Annotated in this window: 21 protein-coding genes; 7 read left to right on the top strand and 14 right to left on the bottom strand. The window is 53.4% G+C overall.

Translation table 11 applies throughout. The annotated features are described in order from the left end of the window. Nucleotides 1–3 precede the first annotated feature (3 nt). From C2U68_RS09525 to C2U68_RS09540, 4 genes are all read right to left on the bottom strand, one after another. Nucleotides 4–996, bottom strand: coding sequence for an alpha/beta hydrolase (locus C2U68_RS09525; RefSeq protein WP_260839282.1), 993 nt, complete (start codon nucleotides 994–996; stop codon nucleotides 4–6). 119 nt (nucleotides 997–1,115) lie between these two features. Then, nucleotides 1,116–2,540, bottom strand: a complete 1,425-nt coding sequence (locus C2U68_RS09530) for a sigma-54-dependent transcriptional regulator (RefSeq protein ID WP_140912255.1) — start codon at nucleotides 2,538–2,540, stop codon at nucleotides 1,116–1,118. Then, nucleotides 2,533–3,993: a sensor histidine kinase gene (locus C2U68_RS09535; protein ID WP_140912256.1), complete on the bottom strand. Its 1,461-nt coding sequence runs from the start codon at nucleotides 3,991–3,993 to the stop codon at nucleotides 2,533–2,535. The genes C2U68_RS09530 and C2U68_RS09535 overlap by 8 nt, the downstream gene beginning before the upstream one ends. A 270-nt stretch (nucleotides 3,994–4,263) precedes the next feature. Then, nucleotides 4,264–4,839 (bottom strand): hypothetical protein, encoded by a 576-nt coding sequence (locus tag C2U68_RS09540; RefSeq protein ID WP_140912257.1) that lies wholly within the window; start codon nucleotides 4,837–4,839, stop codon nucleotides 4,264–4,266. A gap of 180 nt (nucleotides 4,840–5,019) precedes the next feature. On the opposite strand from C2U68_RS09540, the gene C2U68_RS09545 reads away from it, so the two are divergent. Further along, the gene (locus C2U68_RS09545; RefSeq protein WP_140912258.1) at nucleotides 5,020–5,487 is read left to right on the top strand and encodes a hypothetical protein; all 468 of its coding nucleotides are present in this window, start codon (nucleotides 5,020–5,022) and stop codon (nucleotides 5,485–5,487) included. A gap of 16 nt (nucleotides 5,488–5,503) precedes the next feature. Further along, entirely contained in the window at nucleotides 5,504–5,869 is a 366-nt protein-coding gene (locus tag C2U68_RS09550; RefSeq protein WP_140912259.1) for a hypothetical protein, read from the top strand. A gap of 121 nt (nucleotides 5,870–5,990) precedes the next feature. On the opposite strand, the gene C2U68_RS09555 is transcribed toward C2U68_RS09550, so the two are convergent. Both C2U68_RS09555 and C2U68_RS21175 read right to left on the bottom strand, forming a co-directional pair. Next, nucleotides 5,991–6,722: a hypothetical protein gene (locus C2U68_RS09555; protein ID WP_140912260.1), complete on the bottom strand. Its 732-nt coding sequence runs from the start codon at nucleotides 6,720–6,722 to the stop codon at nucleotides 5,991–5,993. A gap of 123 nt (nucleotides 6,723–6,845) precedes the next feature. After that, nucleotides 6,846–7,022 (bottom strand): hypothetical protein, encoded by a 177-nt coding sequence (locus C2U68_RS21175; RefSeq protein ID WP_186289558.1) that lies wholly within the window; start codon nucleotides 7,020–7,022, stop codon nucleotides 6,846–6,848. A 611-nt stretch (nucleotides 7,023–7,633) separates the two neighbouring features. Between C2U68_RS21175 and C2U68_RS09560 the strand changes: the two genes are divergently transcribed. The 5 genes from C2U68_RS09560 to C2U68_RS09580 all read left to right on the top strand — a co-directional run bounded on the left by C2U68_RS09560 (nucleotide 7,634) and on the right by C2U68_RS09580 (nucleotide 16,387). Further along, nucleotides 7,634–8,719, top strand: a complete 1,086-nt coding sequence (locus C2U68_RS09560; protein ID WP_140912261.1) for an efflux RND transporter periplasmic adaptor subunit — start codon at nucleotides 7,634–7,636, stop codon at nucleotides 8,717–8,719. Nucleotides 8,720–8,740: 21 nt separating this feature from the next. Beyond that, nucleotides 8,741–11,917, top strand: a complete 3,177-nt coding sequence (locus tag C2U68_RS09565; protein ID WP_140912262.1) for an efflux RND transporter permease subunit — start codon at nucleotides 8,741–8,743, stop codon at nucleotides 11,915–11,917. After that, a complete protein-coding gene (locus C2U68_RS09570) occupies nucleotides 11,904–13,343 on the top strand; it encodes a TolC family protein (protein WP_140912263.1) in 1,440 nt (479 codons plus the stop codon). Before C2U68_RS09565 ends, C2U68_RS09570 begins: the two co-directional genes overlap by 14 nt. Nucleotides 13,344–13,813: 470 nt before the next feature. Beyond that, nucleotides 13,814–15,178 (top strand): hypothetical protein, encoded by a 1,365-nt coding sequence (locus tag C2U68_RS09575; RefSeq protein ID WP_140912264.1) that lies wholly within the window; start codon nucleotides 13,814–13,816, stop codon nucleotides 15,176–15,178. Between the two features lie 60 nt (nucleotides 15,179–15,238). Continuing rightward, nucleotides 15,239–16,387, top strand: a complete 1,149-nt coding sequence (locus C2U68_RS09580) for a hypothetical protein (RefSeq protein WP_140912265.1) — start codon at nucleotides 15,239–15,241, stop codon at nucleotides 16,385–16,387. A gap of 296 nt (nucleotides 16,388–16,683) precedes the next feature. Here C2U68_RS09580 and C2U68_RS09585 read toward each other — a convergent pair whose 3' ends face one another. From C2U68_RS09585 to C2U68_RS09620, 8 genes are read right to left on the bottom strand one after another with little or no spacing between them, the layout of a single operon-like run. Next, nucleotides 16,684–17,484, bottom strand: a complete 801-nt coding sequence (locus C2U68_RS09585) for a 4'-phosphopantetheinyl transferase superfamily protein (protein ID WP_186289559.1) — start codon at nucleotides 17,482–17,484, stop codon at nucleotides 16,684–16,686. A 16-nt stretch (nucleotides 17,485–17,500) separates the two neighbouring features. Beyond that, nucleotides 17,501–18,790: a hypothetical protein gene (locus tag C2U68_RS09590; protein WP_140912267.1), complete on the bottom strand. Its 1,290-nt coding sequence runs from the start codon at nucleotides 18,788–18,790 to the stop codon at nucleotides 17,501–17,503. Nucleotides 18,791–18,796: 6 nt separating this feature from the next. Further along, the gene (locus tag C2U68_RS09595; RefSeq protein WP_140912268.1) at nucleotides 18,797–19,546 is read right to left on the bottom strand and encodes an outer membrane lipoprotein-sorting protein; all 750 of its coding nucleotides are present in this window, start codon (nucleotides 19,544–19,546) and stop codon (nucleotides 18,797–18,799) included. Then, complete coding sequence (locus C2U68_RS09600) at nucleotides 19,539–20,780, bottom strand: ABC transporter permease (protein ID WP_140912269.1); 1,242 nt, start codon at nucleotides 20,778–20,780, stop codon at nucleotides 19,539–19,541. The genes C2U68_RS09595 and C2U68_RS09600 overlap by 8 nt, the downstream gene beginning before the upstream one ends. Next, on the bottom strand, nucleotides 20,780–21,490 hold the full coding sequence (locus C2U68_RS09605) for an ABC transporter ATP-binding protein (RefSeq protein ID WP_140912270.1): 711 nt from the start codon (nucleotides 21,488–21,490) through the stop codon (nucleotides 20,780–20,782). Before C2U68_RS09605 ends, C2U68_RS09600 begins: the two co-directional genes overlap by 1 nt. Before the next feature lie 19 nt (nucleotides 21,491–21,509). Continuing rightward, a complete protein-coding gene (locus C2U68_RS09610; protein ID WP_140912271.1) occupies nucleotides 21,510–22,316 on the bottom strand; it encodes a thioesterase II family protein in 807 nt (268 codons plus the stop codon). Nucleotides 22,317–22,340: 24 nt separating this feature from the next. Then, nucleotides 22,341–23,630, bottom strand: coding sequence for a DUF711 family protein (locus C2U68_RS09615; protein ID WP_140912272.1), 1,290 nt, complete (start codon nucleotides 23,628–23,630; stop codon nucleotides 22,341–22,343). Beyond that, complete coding sequence (locus C2U68_RS09620; RefSeq protein ID WP_260839283.1) at nucleotides 23,627–23,818, bottom strand: MbtH family NRPS accessory protein; 192 nt, start codon at nucleotides 23,816–23,818, stop codon at nucleotides 23,627–23,629. The genes C2U68_RS09615 and C2U68_RS09620 overlap by 4 nt, the downstream gene beginning before the upstream one ends. Nucleotides 23,819–23,873: the final 55 nt, after the last annotated feature.

The raw sequence follows: 23,873 nt of genomic DNA on the forward strand, positions 1-23,873 counted from the left end.
GAGTCACAGCCGGTTGGCGGCTTGCACTTCGGCGCGGTGCAAGGTGTGGTCGATCCAAGCGTTGATGTCGCGCCAGATCACCGGCGCCTGCAGGTCGCGCAGCAACATGTGGTAACCGTTTTGGTAATAAGCGACGGTTTTGTTGTCCGGCCGGCCGGACAATAAGCCCTCGACGAACAAATTGGTCGGCTCCGCCGGGACGATCTGATCCTTTTGGCCGTACAACAGCAGCGTTTCGTCGTCGAGTTTTTCCGCAGCGCCCAGGGCGTTATCCATCAGATTAGTCAGACCGTAAATCGCATCGACCCGGGTTTCCTTGATCACCAACGGATCGCGCCCCAAGGCCCGCAACATCTCGATATTGTCCGACGGCATGATCTTCAGGCCCTTGCCGGTCAAGGTCATCCACGGCACGGTGTGGTACAGCGTCCACAGCAGCGAGGTCTGGTACCAGGGCATGGTATCCCGGCCCCAGACGGCCGGGGCCGCCAGGATCAGGCCGGCCACCGCCGGTTTGCCCGGCCGGGTCATCGCGTTGACCACCACCGCACCGCCCATGCTCTCCCCCAACAGGTAAACCGGCACGCCCGGATGCCGGGCCTGCACCAGCCGGGTGAATTGACCGAGGTCGTCGGCATAGGTATCGTCGCCGGCCCAGCGTCCCGGCGTCCGGCTTTCGCCGAAGCCGCGCTGGTCGTAGGCATAACTGGCAATCCGCTGCGTTTGCAGATATTCGGCGGAGGTCGCGAAGAAGCGCCGGTAATCGTTGAAACCGTGCAAGGCGATGACGATTGCCTTGGGCTGCTCGGCCGGCCAGACGCTTAACGCCAACGCCTCGCCGTCGGCGGTGACGAAACGGTTATCCTCCAAGCGGGCGCTACCGACCAGCGGAACCGGGGCCACCAGCGTCGGCGCACAACCGCTGGCGACTAACACCAGAAAAAACGCCGACAACCAGCGGCGCATCAAACCGGACAAGGGTAAAACCACAGACATAAATCAACTTCCAGCCTAGGCCAAACAACAGGGCTACAGATTAATCTTTTTAGCCGCCACGGCAAGGACAATGCCGATAAAAATAAGTGCCGCGGCGGCCAAAGCCAAAGGCTGCAAGATTAGCGCAGTTGGTATTTTTCGATCCGGTAGCGAACTTTTTCCCGCGTGGTTTTCAGGATACGCGCCGCCTCCATCACGTTGCCCTTGCATATCTCCAGCATCCTGCGCACGATCTCGCTTTCCATGTCTTCCAGTCCCATGCTGCCGTCAGTGGGGAATTGCAAATCCAGACGCGTATCGTCGTCGGCCGCACCAGGCTTGGCCGGCATAGCGTTAGGCTGAAAATCGGCAGCGGCCGCGCCGCCGGAAAGGCCTTCGTTGGGTAGCCACTGTTCCGGCAAGTTCTGGGACGCCGACAAAATCACACTCCGTTCCAGAACGTTGCGCAATTCTCTGACGTTGCCGGGCCAGCTGTAACTCTTCAGCAACTGCCAGGCTCTGGCCGAGACCTGGCCGACTTTTTTACCGGCCTGCAAATTGAATTCGGCGATTAGCGCCGGCACCAAGTCGTCCAGGTCGTCGATGCGTTCGCGCAAGCTGGGCAGACGCAATTCGAACACGCTTAAACGGTAGTACAGATCGGAGCGGAAACTGCCGTTTTTGACTTCGTCCTGCAAATTGCGGTTGGTGGCGGCAATGATGCGGATATCGACGCTGATTTCCTTCTCGGCTCCCAAGCGGCGCAGTTTACGGTCCTCCAACACCTTGAGCAATTTGGCCTGCAAATCCAGCGGCATTTCGCCGATTTCGTCCAAAAACAACGTGCCGCGATGCGCTTGTTCGATCAAGCCGCGATGCCGGGCTTTGGCGCCGGTGAATGCGCCAGCTTCGTGGCCGAACAATTCCGACTCCAGCAAATCCTTGGGCAACGCCGCGCAATTTAACTCGATCAGCGGTTCCTTGGCCCGCTCGCTGTTGTAGTGCAGAATTCTGGCGGCCAGCCCTTTGCCGGTGCCGGTTTCGCCGGTCAGAATCAAGGCGCTGTAAGGCGCTTGACTAAGTTGGCGCAGCATGTCGCCGGTCTGCCGGGCGACCGTGCTGCTGCCGATAAAGGTGTCCGGCGCATACCGCTTGCCGGCGTTGACCGATTCGGTGGATATGCGCCGCTGCGCCTTGGCGCTCCGCAATGCGCTGCGTACCACCATATCCAGCTGCTCCTGGACGCAAGGCTTAATCAAAAAGTCGAATGCCCCCAGCCGCAATGCCCGCACCGAGTCCGGCACGTCACCGTAACCGGTCAGAAACACCCATTCGCAATCGGAAATGTTGCCGCGAGTCTCTTCCAACAAGTCCAAGCCGCTACCATCCGGCAAGCTCAGGTCGGACAAGATCAAGGCCGGCCGCAGATCCGGGTTGAAAAGGATTTCGCGCGCCTGCCTGCAATCGGCCACCCACAGCGCTTCGAACCCCAGACGCGCATAATAGCGCTGCAATTCCGTACCCAGTAAGACTTCGTCTTCGATGATTAAAATAGTGTCATTCATGGTGTGGAGTGATGCAGTTGAGGATAATTTCGACGCAGGCGCCGCGTGGCTGCCGGTTATACAGTTTGATTTCACCTTCGAGGTTACGGACGAAGCGCCTGACCATAGACAGCCCCAGGCCGGTGCCGTCCGCCCGCTGGCTGACGAAATCGCGGATGCCGTTTTCCAGAAACTCTTGGGGAAAACCGTGGCCGTCGTCGCACACCGACAACGTCATGCGGCGGCCGTCGGTCACGGCCGAAATGCCAATTTTACCGCTATTACCGTCCATTGCCTGCTGCGCGTTGAGTATCAGATTTAGTAAGGCTTGGCGGAACTCGGTATCCGGCAAACGACAGACCAGGCCCGGACAACCCCGATATTCCAGACTTATGGATTTCGGCAACTGGTACCGAGCCAACATCAATAACTCGCTGACGGCTTGGTCGACCAAAATGGCCCTGAGCGGCTCCGGCTCGTGGCTGGCGCCTTGCAAACAGTGGTTAAGAGTGCCGATGATGCGCTCGATTTCATTGATCACCAGCCCGATGCGCTGGGCGGCATCGGGATGCACCTCGCCGCTTTGCAATTGGCTTTGCAGATTGATGCAAGCCATCTTGATTCCGGCCAACGGGTTACGCAATTCGTGTACCAGGCGGGCGCCGATCTCGCCCAACGCGGCGAATCGCTCGGTTTGGGCCAGATTGCGTTGCTGAGCGATCAAAGTGCCCGCTGCTTGCTCGACCAAGGTCTCCAAATTCTGCCGGTTTTGGATATGTTCCGCCTCCAATTCCGAGAGCCGCACCACCATGCTGTTGTAGTTGGCAAAGATAGGCTCAAACGCCGGATCGATCCGGTCCAGCGGGATCTGTTGGTAGCGGCGTTCGCCGAGCAATTCCATCATGTAACCCATTTGTTGCAAGGGCTGAAAAATCCGCCGCCGCATCAGATAAAACAACAAGACTGCGCTCAAAGGCAAAGTTAGCGTGATTGCGATACCCAATTCCACCTCGAATCTGGCTGCCGCCGCGATCGATTCCGTCAGCACGCCGTGGGCGGCGGCTTCGTCACGAAAAATGCCGCGTAGTATTTTCAGCGTCTGTAACAAGCGTTGCTGTGGCTCCGGTGTTGAAGAGTTCAGCGCTTGCCACGCAGCGCGCAGGCCGTCCGGCGTGTTGGCCTCCAAGTGATTACTGCGCTGCAACAACTCCTGCAAATAGTGCTGCAAGCGACGTTGGATGGCCGGGCCGACCGGGCCGTTTTGCCTATCGATTCCGGCCAGACTTTCCTCGGTATCGAACAATGCGTTCTGCAACCGCTCCAAATGGGCGACATGCTTGGGCAGCGGCAAAATTCGCTGGTAAGACTGCCACGCCATCGCCAATTGAATCATCAGCGAAATCATCAATAAGCCGCTCAGTAACGCAACGGTGATCCAAATCGGTAGATTGGCTTCGCGCCGGTCTGCCTGCATGCACTGCCCTCCGCAAAGTAGCGTTTGCGCTGCCGCCATTACTCGGTTCGAAGTTGAACCGGCGGCAGCGGCGAGATTTAGGTTTAGTTACGCAAGATGAATGCCGCTCCCGAGAAGTGACACATTTGCTGCCTGTCGACCCGGTATAACACTGTTGCCAGCACATCGATCAAAACGACAACGGGCCGATTGGGGAAAATTACCGCTAGTGTTGGCTGATATTCACCACCAGCGACGGATCAACGAAGCGTTGGGGAAGATACGACAAGACTAATCGGCAGCATCGTCGAGCCCGCGCTCGGGAATCGCCAAATCCAGGCTCTTCGCCAGATAGTGGTACAACAACAGCATCGCTGCGGCCGAGGCAATCGTTACCGCTACGTAGTGCTCCATGTACGCCACCATGATCAGGTTGATGCCGAGAAAGATACCCAGCAGCCGAAACAACCAACCGGTGGTGATACCGGCCAGAAACGTCCCCAAAGCCAGTAACAGTAACAAGATCAAACCGGTCGCCTGATTGTCCAGACTGCCGATTTCGCGCAACTTGAACGTCAGAAAAAACGCGGCCAGCACGCCCAACCAATGCTGGGTTTGCCAAAGCAGAATATCCCGCAACGACTTGCCGCTATGGCGAATGGCTTGCCATTCCAGGAAAATACAGGCGGCGAAATACACCGGAACCATCCCCATCCAATACCAGTGTGCCGGGGTCTCGAACGCATCGGCGATACCAACCCCCAGTATCGATAGAAAAATCAATACCGCAAAAATATAAAAATCCAGGCGTATTGTTTTTAAGCTTTTAATCACCGCCGTTTGAGATAGGTTGAATGGTAGGTTCATGATGTGCTCCTGATGTTGACTAATTGGTTGTGCGGTCAACCAGCGATATCCGTGCCAGCAACCGGCATGTATCTGCTATCCGTGCTCTCCAATCCGCTTCGAGTTCGGACTTGGCACGGAGATTTCATATAAAACTGCAAACCGTCCCCACTACGACCGGTTAGAAACAGGAGAATGAAGATGAAGAACAAACACTATGTTGCCGCGATGTTGGCGACCCTTTTGCAGGCGGCGAATTGCTTAGCAGCCGATACCAACGCTATCCCATTCGATCAGTTACCCGAACCGGTACAGAAAACGGTGTTGGAGATACTCGACCGGACCCAGATCAGTAAAATCAGCCGCATCACCGATAACAATCTGCTCAGGTTCGAGATCGAAGCCGATAAAACCGAGAACAATCAGGAATTGATGACTTGGGATATCGTTGTTGCCGCCAGCGGCAAATTGATGAAATTAAGCAAGGAAGTGCCCTATTTCGCGCTGAGTTATCCGCAAATGCAGACCATAGAAGCGCAGTATCCGGGAATCAAAGTCACCGAGACCGAATCGGTGGATGTGCATTTCTACAATGTCATCGGCGACGTCAACGGCCGCCCGGTCAAATTCAAACTCTACGAAGACGGTTTTATCGAAGAACAACCCTAATCCCGAGGAACAGACCATGCCGGAACCGAAAAACCGCCATTTACCGATTAAAACCTTGCTACTCGGCAGCGTGTTTGCCGGCCTTATCTATTTTTTTCATCCGGAAGTCGGCCGGGTCAGCTTATTGGTGGATGGCCAACCGGTCGCCGACCCGTTATTCCGGCTAGCTGCGGTGCCGATCCTGCTCGTGGTCACGGGCTTGATCGGCGTCTTGGCGCTAATGGCGTTGTTCGGTATGGGTATGATGATTTTTTTCGCCGTATTGGGATTTTCCGCAATAGGCATTTTCCTGCTCGCCCCCTATTCCTGGCCGATCTTGCTACTGTTCTGTTTAATGCTGTTCGCCATGTCGTGGCGCGACACAGATGGGGAAGGAGGCTAATCTGCGTTGGCTATGAAAAAGGCCGAATGGGTAGGCCAAGATAAGCGGTTGCATTTCCGGCTATTTAAAACTTGTCAGAATTCCTTCCGCTTATTCCAGCTGACGGGGCTTCACCGCAAAATCAAGATGTTTGTTCGTATATTTTCGATTCACGTTTGCTCGGAGCGTAAAAGAACCCTTTCGACTCAAACTTAACCCCATATTGGTAATAAAAATCCCACGCCACTTCCGCCGCCTCAATTGCGATATCCACAGCTTTAGCCGAAGAATGGGAACTACGCCAGGAATCTAGCTTGGATTGAGGGATGTACTTGCCAATCAACAGGTCCTGCTCTCCGCTCCAGCCAGGCTTATTGTCAATAATTACAGACGTTGGCCCTGTTGCACTGGAGTTGATCGCGGGGCCGTAATAACCGCGAAGTTTTACTCCAGCCTTTCCGCTGGAAGATAAGCCTCGACCCAATTCTTTGAGTCCGTGGGCGCCATAGCAAGCGAGTAGGTGAATGGCTTCGATTTTGGCGGGTAAGTATCGGCCAATCTTTTTTCCGAGATCGGACCAAGTGTAGACATCCCAGTTTGGTTTGGTTCCTCGTTGGATGGCAATGCCGCTAAAGTCAGAAATACCGTGTCCGACGATATAAAGCGTTTCTCCAGAAGCCATACTTTGCAACTGACTAAGGTTTGACATATCGAGAATGGTGAATGAGTGGGCGAGAGCGCCGGTCGCGGCGGGCGCAATGGCTTTTCGGACTTGGTAGGCGTTGTACAACTCAAGTTGCATCGCAAACTCGATATTGCCCCACATAATAAAATCCAGACATTCGCTCATGTCGTTGATCGTCAGCAGTATCATAACAACATCTCCGGAATTAGAAATTCGACTAGCCGATAGTATCATTCTTCGGCAACTTTGCCATTTTATTCTTCCGTCCATGTGTAAGGACACACTCGATCAATCTCTATTGATCGAGACCGCCTATTCTTCTTCATCCTTCACCGTCGGCGGCTCGATTAACTCGCCGTCAAAATTGTTTTCCATGATCGTCGGCTTATACCCTTGAAAAGGATCGGCGGCGGCTTCCAACGAAAACGGCAATGCCGAAATTAATATCAAGGCCGTGTATTTCGCAATATTGTGGATTGGATTTTTCATTGCTTACTCCTTTAACTGGCTTACGGAATCGAGCTTTTCATTTCAGTTTCGAATTCGGCTCTGATCGCATTTCAGCGATTTCCATGCCAACACTTACTAAAAGCCGGAAACGGTAAGCCATGTCTCCTTTCTCCTGACACCAATTTAAATACCTGAACGACGCGCCAGGGCTGGTATAGCTCGGATTGGCAAACATCAACGTTCGGAGGATTCTCAAAGAACCCGAACATTTCGCTACTGTACGATCTCCACCTCCCTGCTCCTTGTTTGCTAAGCAACTGGGCAATATTCCCCGGATTGACGATTGCAATTGGGTAATTTTACCCATCTGGCAAATACACCAATCCAAAGCACTGATTTAAAACAATAAAAATATGGCACCAAGCTTGCATAGCTTTAACAAAATGCGCTGCCAGTCAGATAGGAACTGATATTACCAGCGTCAGATAAAAAGTTTACTCAGGCAGGTATTCAATGATTTACCACCGCTGCAGAAAAATTCGATGGTTAAAAATTGATTATTTCGAATTTCCGTATCGGTATAGCCGTTAAAAGTACGGCCAATTCAATTTTTTTAAGGTTTTACCGAAATTACCCATGAGACAACTCCTATGACAAATAAAACTCATGTCTTACTGAGCCTACTTGCAATTCTATTAACCGCCTGCCAGCCGGAGGATACCGAGTCTCACGCAGAAAAACCGAAATTGGAGGCAACTACTCCAATCCGGGAAAGCACGTCTGTTACCAAGGAATACGTATGCCAGATTCACGCCTACCGCCATATCGAAGTTCGCGCGCTGGAAAGAGGCTATGTCCAAAGTATCTTCGTCGACGAAGGCCAATTGGTCCGCCAAGGCCAATCGATGTTCAAGATTATGCCCAATATTTACCAAGCCGAATTGTTAAAGGCTCAGGCAGAAGCCAATAACATGAATATCGAATATCTGAATACTAAAGGGTTAGCCGACCAAAAAATCGTTTCGCCCAACGAATTGGCTCTCGCTAAAGCCAAATTGGACAAGGCCAACGCCGAAGTGAAACTGGCAGAGACCCATTTAGGATTTACCGACATCAACGCTCCATTCGAAGGCATCATGGATCATTTGAATGTCCGAAACGGCAGCTTGGTCGAGGATGGCGCTTTACTCACCACCTTATCCGACATTAGCAAACTGTGGGTCTATTTCAACGTCCCGGAAGCCGAGTATCTGGATTTCAAAACCCATAAAAATGACGAGACTATCGTCAAAGTCAAATTAAGAATGGCTAACGGCCAAATTTATAACCAGGACGGCGTGATCGAAACCATAGAAGCCGATTTCGACAATACCGCCGGCAATATCGAATTCCGTGCCACCTTTACCAACCCTGACAAACTACTCCGCCACGGCGAAACCGGCACCATATTAATGAAAAAACCCTATAAAAACGCCCTATTAATACCGCAAAAAGCCACTTTCGAAATTCTGGATAAAACCTACGTTTACGTCGTCAACGGCGACGGTAAACTCGAGCAAAGATTAATTAATATCGAAGCCGAATTACCGCATATATTCATTATCAAAAACGGCTTGAAAGACGGCGAAAAAATATTGTTGGAAGGATTAAGAAAAGTCCATGTCGGCGATCAAGTCGAACTCAACTTATTGCCGCCGGAAAAAGCGTTCGCCGAATTGCAGTTATACACCGAATAATGCCTTAGCCAGGGAATTACTATGTTTAGCATATTCATTAAAAGACCGGTCATGGCGATCGTGTTGTCGCTCAGCTTTCTGTTCATGGGCTTTTTGGCAATCCGTACCCTGCCCGTTTCGCAATTTCCGGATATCGCTCCGCCGCGGGTAACGATTTCCTTGTCCTTCCCCGGTTCCAGCGCAGACGTACTGGTCAAATCCTCGCTGATTACCATCGAGCGCGCCATCAATGGCGTACCCGGCATGAAGTACATCGTCTCGGACGCCACCAGCGCCGGCGAGGCCACGATACAGGTCTTGTTCGAGTTAGGCGTCGATCCGAATATCGCCATGGTCAACGTTAAGACCCGCGTGGATCAAGTGATGAGCCGCTTGCCGAATCTGGTGCGCCTGGAAGGCGTGGTGGTCAACTTCGTCCAGCCCAGCATGTTGATGTATGTCAACCTCTACAGTAAGGATAAGAACGCCGACCAGAAATTCTTGTTCAACTACGCCTACGTCAACGTCATCCCGGAAATCCAACGCATCTACGGCATCGCCCAGGCGCAAATCCTCGGCGCCCGCCAATACGCGATGCGGATTTGGTTAAATCCGGACCGGATGAGGGCCTATAGCGTTTCGACCGAAGAAGTCATGGACGCGATCGCCAAGCAAAGCATCATCGGCCGGCCGGGCCGCATCGGCCAAAGTACCGGCATGGCCGCACAATCCAAGGAATACGTGTTGATTTACCAGGGCTGGTACAACACGCCGGAACAGTATGCCGACATCATCATCCGCGCCAACTCGGACGGCGAAATCTTGCGTTTAAAAGACATCGCCAAGGTTGATCTGGATAGCGAGTTTTACAACATTTATTCAGACAAGGACTCTTTCCCGTCCGCATCCATCGTCCTGAAACAAAACTACGGTACCAACGCCACCAAGGTCATCGAAGACGTCAAGGCCAAATTGGAGGAATTGAAAAAATCCTTCCCGGAAGGCATGGACTACGAGATCAACTACGACGTGTCGCGCTTCGTCGAAGCCTCGATTCATAAAGTGTTGCACACCTTAGGCGAAGCCTTCGTATTGGTGACCTTGGTGGTGTTCCTGTTCCTCGGCGACTGGCGCTCGACCTTGATTCCGATTCTGGCGGTGCCGGTGTCGTTGATCGGTTCGTTCGCGGTGATGTCAGCCTTCGGTTTGTCGATCAACTTGATCACGCTCTTTGCGTTGGTGCTGGCGATCGGCGTGGTGGTCGACGATGCCATCGTCGTGGTCGAAGCGGTGCATGCCAAAATGGAAGCCGAACACCTCAGCCCTTATACCGCCTCGCGGCAGGTCTTGGGCGAAATCGGCGGCGCCATCGTCGCGATCACCTTGGTGATGGTGTCGGTATTCGTACCGCTTGCCTTCATGAACGGCCCGGTCGGGGTGTTTTACCGGCAGTTCTCGATTGCGATGGCCTCCTCCATCGTCATTTCTGCTGTCGTCGCCCTGTCGTTGGCGCCGGTATTGTGCGCGATGATCTTGAAAAACAGCCACGACCAGCCGAAGCGTAAAACCCCGATCACGTTGTTCATTGACGGATTCAACTATCTGTTCGAAAAAGTCACCGGCCGTTACGTCAAACTATTGGATGTGGTGGTCACCCGTCGCATCGTTACCGTTGCAGTCTTGGCGGCATTCAGTTTTGGGATATTTACCGTCGACAAGACCTTGCCGGCCGGCTTCATTCCCGGCGAAGACCAGGGCATGATTTACGCCATCATCCAAACGCCGCCCGGTTCAACCATCGAAGTCACCAATAAAGTGGCGCGACAATTGGAGGAAGTTGCCGAAAAAATCGACGGCGTGCAGTCGGTATCGTCCTTGGCCGGCTACGAAGTATTGACCGAGGGCCGCGGTTCCAACGCCGGTACCTGCATCATCAACCTGAAGGATTGGACCCAACGCAAGGTGTCGGTACAGGACGTGATTCGGCAATTGGAAGAAAAAACCCACGACTTCGGCGCGGTGATCGAATTCTTCCAGCCGCCGGCCGTACCGGGCTACGGCGCCGCATCGGGCTTGGCCTTTCGCTTGCTGGACAAGACCACCGGCACCGATTACTTCCAGTTCGATAAGCTTAATCAGGAGTTCATGGCCGCCCTACGCAAACGCCCGGAATTGACCGGTCTGTTTACCTTTTATGCAGCCAACTACCCGCAATACGAGTTGAAAATCGACAACAAACTGGCGATGCAAAAAGGCGTCAATATCGACAAGGCCATGGAAAACCTGGACATCATGATCGGTAGCACGTACGAACAGGGCTTTATCCGCTTCAACAACTTTTTCAAAGTCTACGTGCAAGCCTTGCCGGAGTTCCGCCGCTTCCCGACCGACGTCTTGAACTATTACGTGAAAAACGACGCCGGCGAAATGGTGCCCTACTCGGCCTTCATGACCGTCATTCCGCAACAAGGCCCGAACGAATTGACCCGCTACAACCTGTATAACTCGGCGGCGATCCGCGCCGAACCCGCGCCCGGTTACACCAGCGGCGACGCGATCAATGCGATCAAGGAAGTCGCCAAAACCACCTTGCCGCAAGGCTTCGATGTGGCCTGGGAAGGCTTGTCCTTCGACGAAGCGGCGCGCGGCAACGAGGCGCTGGTGATCTTCGTCGTGGTGTTGGTGTTCGTCTATCTGGTGTTGGCAGCCCAGTACGAAAGTTTTGTGTTGCCTTTGGTGGTGATTTGTTCCTTGCCGGCAGGTATTTTCGGCTCCTTCCTATTATTAAAAACCATGGGCTTGGCCAACGACGTCTACTCCCAAGTCGGTTTGGTGATGCTGGTCGGCTTGCTCGGTAAAAACGCGGTGTTGATCGTCGAATACGCGGTGCAGCGCCAGGAGCAAGGCTTATCGGTGCGGGAAGCGGCCATCGAAGCCGCCAAAGCGCGGTTCCGGCCGATTCTGATGACCTCGTTTGCCTTCATCGCCGGTCTGGTGCCGCTAGCCTTCGCCACCGGCGCCGGCGCGGTCGGCAACCGCACCATCGGCACGTCCGCTTTAGGCGGGATGCTATTCGGCACCCTGTTCGGCGTGGTGCTGATTCCAGGGCTTTATTACATCTTCGCGAAATTGATCGAAGGCAAACGCATGATCAAACACGAAGACGTCAATCCCTTCACCGAAACCTATCACTACGGTACCCAAGATGCTGACGAATAAAATCAATGTTTTGCTAGTAACGGCCTTGGCAACGGCTATGTTGCAAGCCTGCGGTATTCCGGACATGACCAAAAAAACCGCAGATACCCAATTGCCCGAGCAATTCAAAACCGGTGTCAACGAACAAACCAGTTCCGCCAACGTGAAATGGCAGACATTTTTCGACGATCCAAATCTGCGCAGTTTGATTGACACCGCAGTCGCGAATAACAAGGAAATCAACACCGCGCTGCAGCGGATCAGCATGGCCGAAAACGAAATCCAGGCGCGCAAAGGCGAATACCTGCCTTTCGTCAAACTCGGCGCCTCGGCCGGCGGCGAGAAAACCGCGCAATACACCCGCAACGGTGCGGTCGAGGAAAACCTGCCGATAGCCGAAGGCCAGGCCTTCCCGGCCTTCCTCGGCGATTACCAGTTCGGTTTGTTCTCCACCTGGGAAATCGACATCTGGAAAAAGCTCAGAAACGCCACCCAGGTGGCGGTGTACGAATACATGGCATCCAGTGAAGGTCGGAATTTTCTGTTGACCAATCTGGTCGCCGAAGTCGCGCATTCGTACTACGAATTGCTGGCCTTGGACAACCAATTGGAAAACTTACGGCAAAACATCGCGATTCAGCAAAACGGCTTGCAGGTGGTCACGCAGTTGCAAACCTATGCCAGAACCACCGCACTGGCGGTCAAGCGTTACGAGGCCGAGGTAGCAAAAAACCAAGCCCGGCAATATGAAATCGAACAGCAAATCACCGTGGTCGAGAATCGCATTAACACGCTGCTTGGTAGAACGCCGCAACCGATAGAACGCGCCTCAAATGGCTTAATGGACATCAAGCCCAAGGTATTGAACGCCGGAGTGCCGTCGGAGTTATTGCAAAACCGGCCCGACATCCGTAAGGCTGAACTGGAATTGAAAGCCGCCGATTTGAACATCGACGTGGCCAGGGCCAATTTCTACCCATCGTTCGGCATCAAGGCCGGTGTCGGCTTCCAAGCGTTTGCGTTGAAATACCTGATCAATACCCCGGAATCGTTGGCGGCGATGGTAGCCGGCGAACTGGTCGCGCCACTGGTCAACAAAAACGCAATCACCGCCGAATACAAAAACGCCAACGCCAAGCAGGTACAGGCGGCCTACGAATACGAGCAAAGCATCATCAACGCCTATGCCGAAGTCGCCAACCAGCTATCCAATATCGACAAATTGGACAAAAACTACCAGTTAAAGCGCCAGCAGGTGGATTCCCTGGTTAAATCGATCGAAGTCGCCAACCAACTGTTCATATCGGCCCGGGCCGATTATCTGGAGGTATTGTTGACTCAGCGCGATGCATTGGAAGCCAAGAAGGAGTTGATCGAAACCAAGCAAAAGCAAATCAGCGCGATGGTTGATCTTTATAAGGCGTTGGGCGGCGGCTGGCAAAGTTAGCGCCGCTTAACTATCACCTGGTCGGGTTACTACAAGCGCATATTACAGTGGCCCTAAAATTTCTTGTTCCCGATAGGGGTAGGCTAAGCCTTCAAGCTTCCCCTCCTTCCGTTTTGCCGTACCAGTACAAACGTACTGGTACAAATGTGATCTTGCTTTACGATAATTTTTTTGAAAAATTGAGATTAGGTTGAAAACAAAGAATTAGGGTTATCGACTCATTACTGCCTATGGTTGTCGCACTGCAATGGTAGTGCTGGTGACGCCAATTAGCGCAAGCATGATCGGAGGAATGAAAGTCGAAACAGTGTTGCGATTGTGCATCGCTAATCACACCAATTTTGGGCAATTCAGTTAGGGAGCTCTGATTGATTCGTTATTTCAAAATTTGTAACTATTTAAATCAATAACTTGCAATTATTAGTCGTTTGAAAAAATCGACTTAATCATAGGTTACCTAGGCATTTTCAATGTGTAAATTCAATTCGCTTTTTATTTTATTTATAGGTATTAACTCCTTGCTGAACGCTACTGATGCACTTGCATATAGTATTTGCGTCAAAAATTATTACAAAATACCAATAAGTCTTGATGAGGCAGGAAATATATTTTTAAGGATAAATAAAATACTTGAGCAGCAAAATCATGAGAACTGTCACAATACTTATTTTGATAAAAATATTGAACCTGTATCATTTTATGATTATGAATTGCCTTCAGTAATTGCCAGCAAAGAGGACTTCGAAAAGTTTACGGGAAAATCGTGCATACATATTGTTAATAAAATTTTATGGTGTGGTGATGGGATGGTATTCCCAACTGGTGGAGCACTTGGTTGCGCACCTATTTCTGGTAACGGAATCGTTGTAGTGCGAACTTATACAGGATTGAGTTCTACTATTACTTCAAAAGTTGAGCCAGTAACTTGGCTGCATGAGTTTGGACATACAAAAGGCCTGCTGCATAATACAATTGATTTTCTAGATGTTATGACGCCAGGTATTTCACCGAGCACTACAAACTTGAATGAACATGAATGTATGATTCTATCTGGTAATCAGTCAACAGGCGCAGCCATTCCTGATTTGTCGTTAGAAAAGAATTCGCTACCGGCAGGGCCAGGTTGTGAAACGGCAATTGGTATTGTGTCAGTTGAAGAATTTGTAAAGACCCCAATACTTGGGTCATACCCCGTAACGACAGCTTCGCTTTATTCCGGGGATTTAGATAAGGTTGAAAAATTAATTATTGATCCAGAATACTCTGAATTTCGACCGAATATAACTGCTCTTCTTGGAGTAATTGGGAACAAAGGTACCGTCAGATTATTAGCTGGGATAATTGACTCGCCTTTTGTAAAGAAACCATCAGATGCAGATATTGATACTCTTTTAGCTGCAGAAATAGCGATCGGCACTATTGTATATCGTAACAACTTACCGGAGACGGATGTGCAGGTGCTATTAAGAGCTGCTAATCCTGCTTTTTGGTACTCCAAGTTGATTTCTTTCAATGGGACTGGCAATCAAATTTCTCAAGATAACGTTCTGGATAATCAGGGATTATTGCCTGCAGAAAGAGGTCAGTCAGACAGAATGTCGCTTGATGACCAAGATATAGATAATATTGTGAACATGCTTACTTCACAGGCGTTAAAGGGGTATGCAATATCTGGATCTAGAAGTGTCAAAAAAGAATTAAATGCGTTTAAATCGGCAAGCAATAACGCTGCAATTCCGGATGAAATACGTAATAACTATAATAATAAAATTGATGAAATTATTGAATTGCATAAAAAAAGCAATCTTGATGGAGCATTAAGTACATACTATTAAAACCATTGAACAGTAATAGCAAAAATCCATGTTTTTTCTTACCAGACTTTGGGGAGCAATATGTCAACAGCGAAATTTATTTTCTCTACAACAATTCTAACTACTATATGCTCTTTTACTTCAGGGTGCACAATTCTACTGCCGGCACATACTAGATCAAACGAAAGGTTGGGCGAAAGATTTGCGTTAACTCTACTTGACAAAGCAAAATACTGTAATCCAGTAGCAGCACAGCCTTCGGAAGTTAATGAGATTGCAGATTTTTGGAAGAATTATGAAACTGCTTATGGACCTGGCACGAAAATAACTGCCTGCTCCGCATTAACGCTTGTCCAAAAAGATATTGGTAAATGTATACCTATACCAAAGGCTGGAGCTGCTGCCGCTGCGATACCAGCACTAGCTCCTCTTGCTACTGCGGCCATTGGTTTGGCAACAGATTTTTTAAAACAAAAAATGGAGGAAGAAAAAGGACTTTATACGGCTCAATATACAGCGAAGTTAGTTGATGACAAATTCTGGACTGTTAATCCTCCAAGATTCCCACCAAAGGAATATTGCAAACTTGATGATGGCACCGCTGGTGAGAGACAAATTACTGAATATCCACTATCTCCAAACTACATAGGCTTTAAAGCTGAACGCACAATTAGCAATACGGCGACTCCGGCAGCGAAATTTTATTATGGATTTAATTTATCTGGAGATGGAAGATTTATGCAAATCAGACCACTATACCTAAATATCGCTTACGCAAAAGCAAAAGTTCTTAGTAATGAATGGTTCACTTGGCTGCCACCAGTTCCTTTAATTATGAAATTATTTAAAGTGCCGGATGAAAGTGTTGATGTTGAACTCGCCGTGTCTATGGAAGCATATTGGATAGAGAAAGGGAAAAGTTTTGATGGCCCCAAAACAATAGCGGCATTTAAAACAAGCGCGGATGGATATAGTATGAATAATGCCAAAGGAAAAGATAGTACTGCAATATTAGGCCCCAATGAGCTTAACATCGACCCGGGCTGGTTATTTGCGCCACCTATATCAGGTGAACTTACTAACTACAGTTACAATGCTAAAGCAGGAAATTTTAAACTTACACTTTCAGTTACCGAGCGAGATACTTCTGAAGCCACTAAGTTTATAGGGAAGAGCGAAGAATGGTTATCAAAAGGTAGTGAGCAATTAACGAGTTCTATAGAAAAGTAATATTAGATGATCAAAGGCGACCGCTAGTTACTGGTTATCAGGCTGGTGAAAAACTCGTAAATCCAAGTAGTCGAAGTCAGATAACTGCCGTCAACTGGTAAAATGAGGGGTAAGAGTTTTTGTGTAAACGATCATGATCTGCACTTATTCAACGGTCATTGTCAAATGACTATCTTGCCCCCTTAAACCGGTTGGCAAAGTTGGGCTGACCATTCCATTAGGTCTCGCAATCAAGCATTTTTGTTAACCATTGCTAAATCGAAATCCGTAAGGCTGCTCGCCGGTAGGTAATCGATTCAACTACCTCTCAACCGGTGCGGCAACCATTCGCAAAAGCACGTATCCAGTTCCGGCCCGTCGCCACGGCCAAAAGCCAACGCCAAAATATGCTCCGGCCCCGGATAGCTTTGCGCGAATTGCCAAGCGGGGGCCTCTTCCGCGCTACTAGGACGGAAATAGATGGTTTTATCCTCGCCAAAAGCAAACCCAAACCGGTCCAGCTCTTGCGACAGGCCGGTGCCTTGGGCTTTGATGTAGGCTTCCTTCAGCGTCCAGAATTTCAGAAACGCCCAATTCCGTTCCGCTGCCGGCAAACGCCAGAGATATTCCCGTTCGGCTACGGTCAGTACCTGGCCGGCTATCGCCGCCAGATCGCCCAAATCGCGCCTAGCCTCGACGTCGATTCCGCAATCCGCACCGCAATTGACCACTAGCGCCGCCAGTCCGCGCGCGTGGGACAGGTTGAAGCGGACGTCGGCCATGCCCGGTTTGCGGACCAATTCCGGGCGGCCATAACGATTGGCGGTAAACCGCAATTTGTCCGGCTCGGTATCCAGATAAGCGGCCAACACGAATCTGACCATGGCGTGAGCCACCAGATACAACTGGCGGTCGCGCTCGAAATAAAACTTCCGCCACTTTTCCAGCTCGTCCTCGGCCAGCAGATTGCGGCAAATTTCCAGCGTCTCCGGATCGGCGAAACGCTCGGTCCAGGCCAGCCAGACTTGCGCCCTCCCCGGCGTTGGCGCCGGAACCAACGGAAACCGTTGCCTTAAATCCGCGAAATTCGGCAGAGCGCCAGACCCTGCGTTATCCATGCTCATCTGCCGGCGCTCAGTCGAAGTAATATTTCACACCCAGGAAATAGATATTGTTCAGATAACCGCCGAACTCGGTATCGCTACCGCCCAGATTGAATACCAGATTGGCGGCCAGATTGACCTGTCCGAACAGGTTGTACTCGACAATCGGTACCAGTTGTGCGCCGCCGTCCTGCAGGTTTTGCGAATACAGCACATTAAGGCTGAGGTCTTCGACGATTTCGTGCACCCGGTAATTGGCGTAGAGGTAATGCTGATTCAGCGAGCGGATTTGCACCGACGAGGCCTGGGCCAGGGTGCCGGCGGCCAAGCCTTGCAAATTGGGGTCGGCCCCCAGCAGCAACCCGGCCGCGTTCTGGGCCATACGCCGGTAAGCGGCGCTGTCGGCATTGTTGTAACCTTCGTTGCTGTGACGGTATTCCAAATTCAATACGTCGCCGTTGTCGAAGGTATAGGAACCGCCGGCCAGGAAGTCGACGAACCAGCCACGGCCGTTGCCGTTCGGCGCCAATTCGTAGCCCAGCGGCGAATCGGATGCCTGCGGATACAAGCCGTAGCTTTTACCTTTCATGCCGACGTCGAAATACAGCAGCGTCGAATCGTTCAGCGTCCACTGGCCGAACATGCCGCCCTGGGGCAGGCCGTCGTTTTCGCGGTAGCCGGCAATCGCGCTCAGCGAATAATCGTCGCCGCGGTGGTCGTATTTCAGCGCCACGGTTTTCTTGAAATCCGGCGTTTCCAGCGTCGACCGGCCCCGAGCCAGACTGCCGATCAGCGCCAGCGTGTTGGAATAATCGTGAAAATACTGCAATTGCACGAAATCCTGGGCGCCGGGTTCGATGAAGGGATTGGTCTGGTTGCTGTTCGGGAAGAACGGGTTGGAGGGCGACGCGAACAACGACGGCCCCCAATACAGCAATTCGCGGCTATAGGACAGGCTGAGATCGTCGGTCGCGTATTGAGCCAGCCAATCCTGGAAATAATGCTCGCCGGCCACGACGTTGCCGCCGTCGGCCTGATTGCTTAAAAAGTAACCGAAGCGCGGGCTGAGCTTGGCGCTGAAGCCGCCGTAACGGGCGGTGAATTTCGACCGCAGCCGGGTACCCTGCTGAAAATTGTCCAGTTGCGCCAGCTGGTTGTCCGGATTCAGATTGCTGTTCTTGGCAATATCGTAAATCGCACCGAAGCTTTGCAGCATGAAGCTGTGTTCGAACTCGAATTTGTCGGCTGCGGCGGCGATGCCCGGCAGCGATACGGCCAGCAACGCCGGCCGCAAGCCGCGCAGAACATTCCCCGAAGCCATCGGCCGTTAGCGGCTGAGCAAGGCCCGCAAATCGAAACGGCTCGGCGGCACCGCCGCGGCTTCGACTTTGTCGTAAACCAACACGGTTTTCTGGCCGGTTTGCACCTCGTCCTGAATTTCGATTTTGCTGACGAAAGGCTGGTTCTTGCCGGCAACCTCGACCCGGTTGGCATATTCCATCAATGCGGTTTTGAAATGCTTGTCGGAAACCGTCATGTATTCGGCTTTCAATGCCAGTTGGCTGTCCTTGGCGACGTAATATCTGATCTTGTCGTAGGCCACGTTGGCATCCTTGGCTTTCAAGTCCAGTACGTAACACGGCTGCCCTGCCACTTCCGCTTCGCCGGCCGGGGTCGCGTCGTAATCGCGACTGTAATTGGTGGTGGCGACGTCGCCGTTGCTGGCCTCGCCGAGCAGGCGTTGCCGCGGCGAAATCGGCACCGGCTTGCTGACGTCGGGCGACAGGAACCACATATTCCGGTTCTGCATCAGCATCATCTTGCCGGCGGATGTGGCCGGTTTCAGGAAGGTAACCAACGAGTTGTCCTGGTCGGCCTCGATCTTCAGCGTGTAGCTTTTATCCTCGACATTGTCCTGGTAGGCGATGACGGTACTGGTCATGGTAATACCGCCGATCTCGCCGCCGCGGGCACGGTCGCTGGCTTTTAAAAGCTCCAGCGGCGTCGGGTCTGCGGCCGCAGCCGAAGCCGCCAGCATTAATATTGCAAATAAAGGGGTGCGGACGAATTCAAACATGGCCCAGGGCTCCGACAATGGTTTTTTGCGTGGCGTGGCGGGCCGGGAAATACGAAGCGACCGCGGCCAACACCGACAGAGTGAATAAAGAACCGAACATGTTATTAAACAACAATTCGATCACCAGCGCGGCTTGTTCCGAAGAATCAGGCGGCGAATAAGTAATCTGCGCCAGATTGATGCCGGCACCGATGGCATAGGATAGCGCCATCCCGGCCAGCGAGCCGACGAAGACGATGATGACGCCTTCGATCACGAACAGGCTCTTGATCGTCATCGAGCGCATGCCGATCGCGCGCAAGGTGCCGATTTCGCGGGTGCGTTCGGCAATCGCCATCGTCATGGTATTAACCACGCTGGTCATCGCCACCATCACCACTACCACCATGATGAACAAATACATCATGTCGAACAGGCCTTTGACTTGAGTGTAATACACCGACAATTCGCTCCATTCCTTGATGTCGGCGTCGAAGCCGGCAGCCTTGAGTTTTTCCAGCAACACCGGCTTTACGGCCGGAATCGAATCGACCGAATCCAGCAATACCACGACCCGGTCGGCGCCGTCGCTGCCGTACAACTTACGGGCCAAGGCCAACGGCAATAGCGCGAACTTGTCGTCGGTGCCCATCGAGCCGGTGTTGGCGATTTCGCCGACCCGGAAATCGACCGCGTTGACCATGCCGGACAGCGTCGACGCCATCAACACGCCGTCGCTGCCCTGCTGCAAGCCCATGATCTTCGCCATCTTCTGGCCGATCACGGCGGCATCGTCCTGGCCCGACGTCAATTTGCCGGGCAGGTGGGCGTATTCGGCGCCGCGCAGCGCCGTCTGGTCTTCCGCCGATATCGCTTCGCCGATGAAAATATGCGAGGTGGTGCCGTTACTGACCAAGCCGCTGACGGCCAGCCGCGGGCTGACCAATTTCACGCCCGGCACCTCGCGGACGGTGCGGGTCACCAAGTCCAGCGCGGCGGCATCGAGTTGGAATTTTTCCGGGTCCAGCGTGCCCTGGTCGAAGAAGCCGCGGCGCACCACGGTCAAGTGGCCCAGGCGTTCGCCGACGATGGCCTGGTCTTTCAGAATCCGGTAGACGTAGGTGAAATAACCTTCGAACAAGCTCAGCGCCAGAAAGCCGATCGCCACCGACAGCACGGTGACCAGACTTCTGCGCCGGTTTTTCATGACGTTGCGCGCCGCCAGTTTGCAGCGCATTGCGAGTGACATGGACATCAGGAGGCCTCTTTTAAATAAGTATTGTGGCGGTCGTCGACGATCCGGCCGTCTCGGACCTGGATCGAGCGGGCCGCGTAGGACAGCAAATGGGTATCGTGGGTGGCAAACACAAAGGTGACCTTGCGTTTCTGATTCAGCTTTTGCATCAACAAAATGATCGCGTCGCTGTTGGCCGAATCCAGATTCGCCGTCGGTTCGTCGGCCAGCACGATATCCGGATCGCCGATCAAGGCCCGGGCGATGGCCACCCGCTGGCGTTGGCCGCCGCTCATTTCGTCCGGCCGTTTGTGCAAATGCCGCTCCAGACCCAGTTCCGCCAGCAGATCGCGCGCCCGGCGCCGCGCCGTATCGTCGGCTTCGCCGCGGATTTGCAGCGGCAGCATCGTGTTTTCCTGGGCCGACAACACCGGCACCAGATTGAAGCTTTGGAAGATAAAGCCCAGATGACGGCTGCGGAAATCGGCCAGCCGATTGTCGTTCAGCCCCAGGACTTCTTCGTTTTTGATTGCGATCCGGCCCTGATCCGGCCGGTCCAACAGGCCCATCAGGTTCAATAGCGTCGATTTGCCGCTGCCGGAAGCGCCCCAGATGCAGGTGAACTCGCCTTGCTGGATCGACAGGTTCAAGTCCTGCAGCACGTTGACGGCGCCATCGCCGTGGCCGTAGGACTTGGTGATATGTTCCAATTTGATGATCGGTTGCGTCATAACTAGTAGTCTCGTCATTTTAAAAGACCGGTTCGTAACCGGCTGCGGCAGGAGTCCGCGCCATCGGCAGCAGGATATCGTTCTTGATATGCTCGTTGACGATGTCCTGAAGCGCGCCCAGCACGGCGGCGCGGTTCTCCAGTAAAAAGAAGTGGCCGCCGCCGAACAGGCGCTGCTCGAAGCCGGCCGCGGTTTTGTCGCGCCAGGGCGCCATGTCCTCGCCCGGCACCAGATGGTCGGCCATGCCGGTGAAGGCCGCGATCGGGAATTGGGCCGCCGGTTGCGGCGCGTGGCGGTAAGTTTCGTGGATGCGAAAATCGGCGCGCAGCATCGGCAACAACAACTGCATGGTTTCATCGTGTTGCAACACCTCGTCCGGCGTGCCGCCGTAGCGTTGCAATTCGACGATGAATTCACTGTCGCTCAGCGTATGCAACACCCGGTTGCGGCTGCTAAGCTCTGGCGACCGGTAGCCGGAAACGATCAGTTGTTTCGGCGGCCGCACCCCGCGGCGCTCCAGCTCCAGCGCCACCCGGTAGGCGATCAACGCCCCCATGCTGTGGCCGAACAGCAGATAGGGCCGGTCGATCCGCGCGATCAGCGCCGGCAGCAAGCCGGCGACCAACGCGTCCAGATCGCCGATCGCCGGTTCGGCGATGCGGCGTTCGCGCCCCGGCAACTGCGCCGCCAGCACGTCCGCGTTATCCAGCGCGCCGGCCCAACTGCGAAACACGTTGGCGCCGGCCCCGGAATACGGAAAGCAGACCAGCAGATACGGCGCGCGGCCGCCCAGATTAAAGTCGGTAAACCAATTGTCGGTAGTCATCGCTATGTCTTGGTAGTAATCAAATCAAGCCGGTAACGCGGTCGGCGCCCAGCGTCGGGGATCGAAAAAGGCCTCGCTATCGTTGGCCGGCGCAAACGCGTTGCGGTTCAGCGCAATCGGCCGGGTGTTGACGATAAACGGATGGTTGAAATTGGTTTCGCCGTTGGCGCCGACGCTGCTAGGCAACAGGCGGGTAATCAACGGCTTGTTCCATTTGATGGCTTCGGTGCAAATCGCTTCGATCAAGGCCGCGATCTGGCCGACGCCGACGTCCAACGCCAGCGGCACCATATCCAGACCGCAGCCGCACACCGTAGAGTACAGCAGCAAATCCTTGACATCGACGCTACCGTTGCCCACCGCCCGCGCCAGATGGCTGTCTTCCAACACCGACAGCATGGTGCCGTTGTAGCCGACCTGCGGAAAATCGGCCAAGCCCTGCTTCAGCAAATTGTTCACCGCATACAGCGAAAACAGGAATTGGAAACTGCCGACCGGACTGCCGGCCAGCGCCTCGATCGCGCTGACGGCGCTGGTGTCCTCGCCGGGGTAAGGTGCCAGCGAGAAATCGATACCGCGAAAACCGACGCCGGTTTCGGCGGCCAGCGCCTCGGCGCAATCGGCCGCCTCCCACGCCGCCCGCCGCACCTGATTGCGGAATACCGCCAGTTTCTCGTCGAACGGCAAGGGCTGCGAAAACGCGGCGTTGGCCAGTTCCGACAACTCCAGCGCAATGCTGAATCCGGCCTCGCCCTGGTGCCAGGACGCCGGAAAAAACGGCGTACTGGCCTGGACGTTTGACATCACCGCAAACCGGAAATTGGCCTGATGCTGTTGGTCCAGCATGGCCAGTTCCCGCACCACCGCAGCGGCCCGGCGCAACGCGCCGCGGTGCATGCCGGCCGCCGAACTGACCAAAGTATTCATGAATACGTGGCGGGTGGCGCCGATCACGGCCGGCACCAGCGCCAGCAATTCCGGGTCGTCGGCCGCATCGACGAAAAACGGGCCGGGCATGCAGAACCAGATATCGCCCAATGCATTCTCCATCCGCACCGCAAATTCGGCCACGGCATTGGCCCGAATTCGGCGGCCTTGCAGCAAGCGGTCCAGCGGTTGCCCGGCCAGCCGGAAACAACGCGCCCGCAGGCCGCTTTCCGCCAAACGGTTGCCGGCCTTCCCGAAAAAGCGCCGCGCCGCTTCCGCGCCGCGCTCGGGCTGATCCGGGTCCAGGTTCAGCCCCAATGTCACGGTGCGCACCACCGGCGACGGCGGCCGCGTTCCGAATTCTTCCTGAGCAGTCATCGGTTTCATAGCGTTCTCAAGCTCAACGGCCGGATGTCGGGCCAATTTCGATTGACATAGTCCAAACAGTTTTCCCGGCTGTCGGCAGGTTTGACCTGCTGCCAACCGGCGGGCACCGGCTTGAAAGCCGGCCATAAGGCGTGTTGCTGTTCGTGGTTGCAGACCACGACGAAACCCGTTTCCAATTCTTCAGCCATAGCGACCATTCTCCAATTCTTAATTTAAGTTCAATGCCTGCGGGCGACCGCTTCG

Source organism: Methylomonas koyamae, from assembly GCF_006483455.1.
Taxonomy (GTDB): Bacteria; Pseudomonadota; Gammaproteobacteria; order Methylococcales; family Methylomonadaceae; genus Methylomonas; species Methylomonas koyamae_B.

Excerpts from the sequence above, each read along its gene's own strand:
- C2U68_RS09525 (WP_260839282.1), bottom strand. The coding sequence starts at position 996 with ATGTCTGTGGTTTTACCCTTGTCCGGTTTGATGCGCCGCTGGTTGTCG.
- C2U68_RS09530 (WP_140912255.1), bottom strand. The coding sequence starts at position 2,540 with ATGAATGACACTATTTTAATCATCGAAGACGAAGTCTTACTGGGTACG.
- C2U68_RS09535 (WP_140912256.1), bottom strand. The coding sequence starts at position 3,993 with ATGCAGGCAGACCGGCGCGAAGCCAATCTACCGATTTGGATCACCGTT.
- C2U68_RS09540 (WP_140912257.1), bottom strand. The coding sequence starts at position 4,839 with ATGAACCTACCATTCAACCTATCTCAAACGGCGGTGATTAAAAGCTTA.
- C2U68_RS09545 (WP_140912258.1), top strand. The coding sequence starts at position 5,020 with ATGAAGAACAAACACTATGTTGCCGCGATGTTGGCGACCCTTTTGCAG.
- C2U68_RS09550 (WP_140912259.1), top strand. The coding sequence starts at position 5,504 with ATGCCGGAACCGAAAAACCGCCATTTACCGATTAAAACCTTGCTACTC.
- C2U68_RS09555 (WP_140912260.1), bottom strand. The coding sequence starts at position 6,722 with ATGATACTGCTGACGATCAACGACATGAGCGAATGTCTGGATTTTATT.
- C2U68_RS21175 (WP_186289558.1), bottom strand. The coding sequence starts at position 7,022 with ATGAAAAATCCAATCCACAATATTGCGAAATACACGGCCTTGATATTA.
- C2U68_RS09560 (WP_140912261.1), top strand. The coding sequence starts at position 7,634 with ATGACAAATAAAACTCATGTCTTACTGAGCCTACTTGCAATTCTATTA.
- C2U68_RS09565 (WP_140912262.1), top strand. The coding sequence starts at position 8,741 with ATGTTTAGCATATTCATTAAAAGACCGGTCATGGCGATCGTGTTGTCG.
- C2U68_RS09570 (WP_140912263.1), top strand. The coding sequence starts at position 11,904 with ATGCTGACGAATAAAATCAATGTTTTGCTAGTAACGGCCTTGGCAACG.
- C2U68_RS09575 (WP_140912264.1), top strand. The coding sequence starts at position 13,814 with ATGTGTAAATTCAATTCGCTTTTTATTTTATTTATAGGTATTAACTCC.
- C2U68_RS09580 (WP_140912265.1), top strand. The coding sequence starts at position 15,239 with ATGTCAACAGCGAAATTTATTTTCTCTACAACAATTCTAACTACTATA.
- C2U68_RS09585 (WP_186289559.1), bottom strand. The coding sequence starts at position 17,484 with ATGGATAACGCAGGGTCTGGCGCTCTGCCGAATTTCGCGGATTTAAGG.
- C2U68_RS09590 (WP_140912267.1), bottom strand. The coding sequence starts at position 18,790 with ATGGCTTCGGGGAATGTTCTGCGCGGCTTGCGGCCGGCGTTGCTGGCC.
- C2U68_RS09595 (WP_140912268.1), bottom strand. The coding sequence starts at position 19,546 with ATGTTTGAATTCGTCCGCACCCCTTTATTTGCAATATTAATGCTGGCG.
- C2U68_RS09600 (WP_140912269.1), bottom strand. The coding sequence starts at position 20,780 with ATGTCCATGTCACTCGCAATGCGCTGCAAACTGGCGGCGCGCAACGTC.
- C2U68_RS09605 (WP_140912270.1), bottom strand. The coding sequence starts at position 21,490 with ATGACGCAACCGATCATCAAATTGGAACATATCACCAAGTCCTACGGC.
- C2U68_RS09610 (WP_140912271.1), bottom strand. The coding sequence starts at position 22,316 with ATGACTACCGACAATTGGTTTACCGACTTTAATCTGGGCGGCCGCGCG.
- C2U68_RS09615 (WP_140912272.1), bottom strand. The coding sequence starts at position 23,630 with ATGAAACCGATGACTGCTCAGGAAGAATTCGGAACGCGGCCGCCGTCG.
- C2U68_RS09620 (WP_260839283.1), bottom strand. The coding sequence starts at position 23,818 with ATGGCTGAAGAATTGGAAACGGGTTTCGTCGTGGTCTGCAACCACGAA.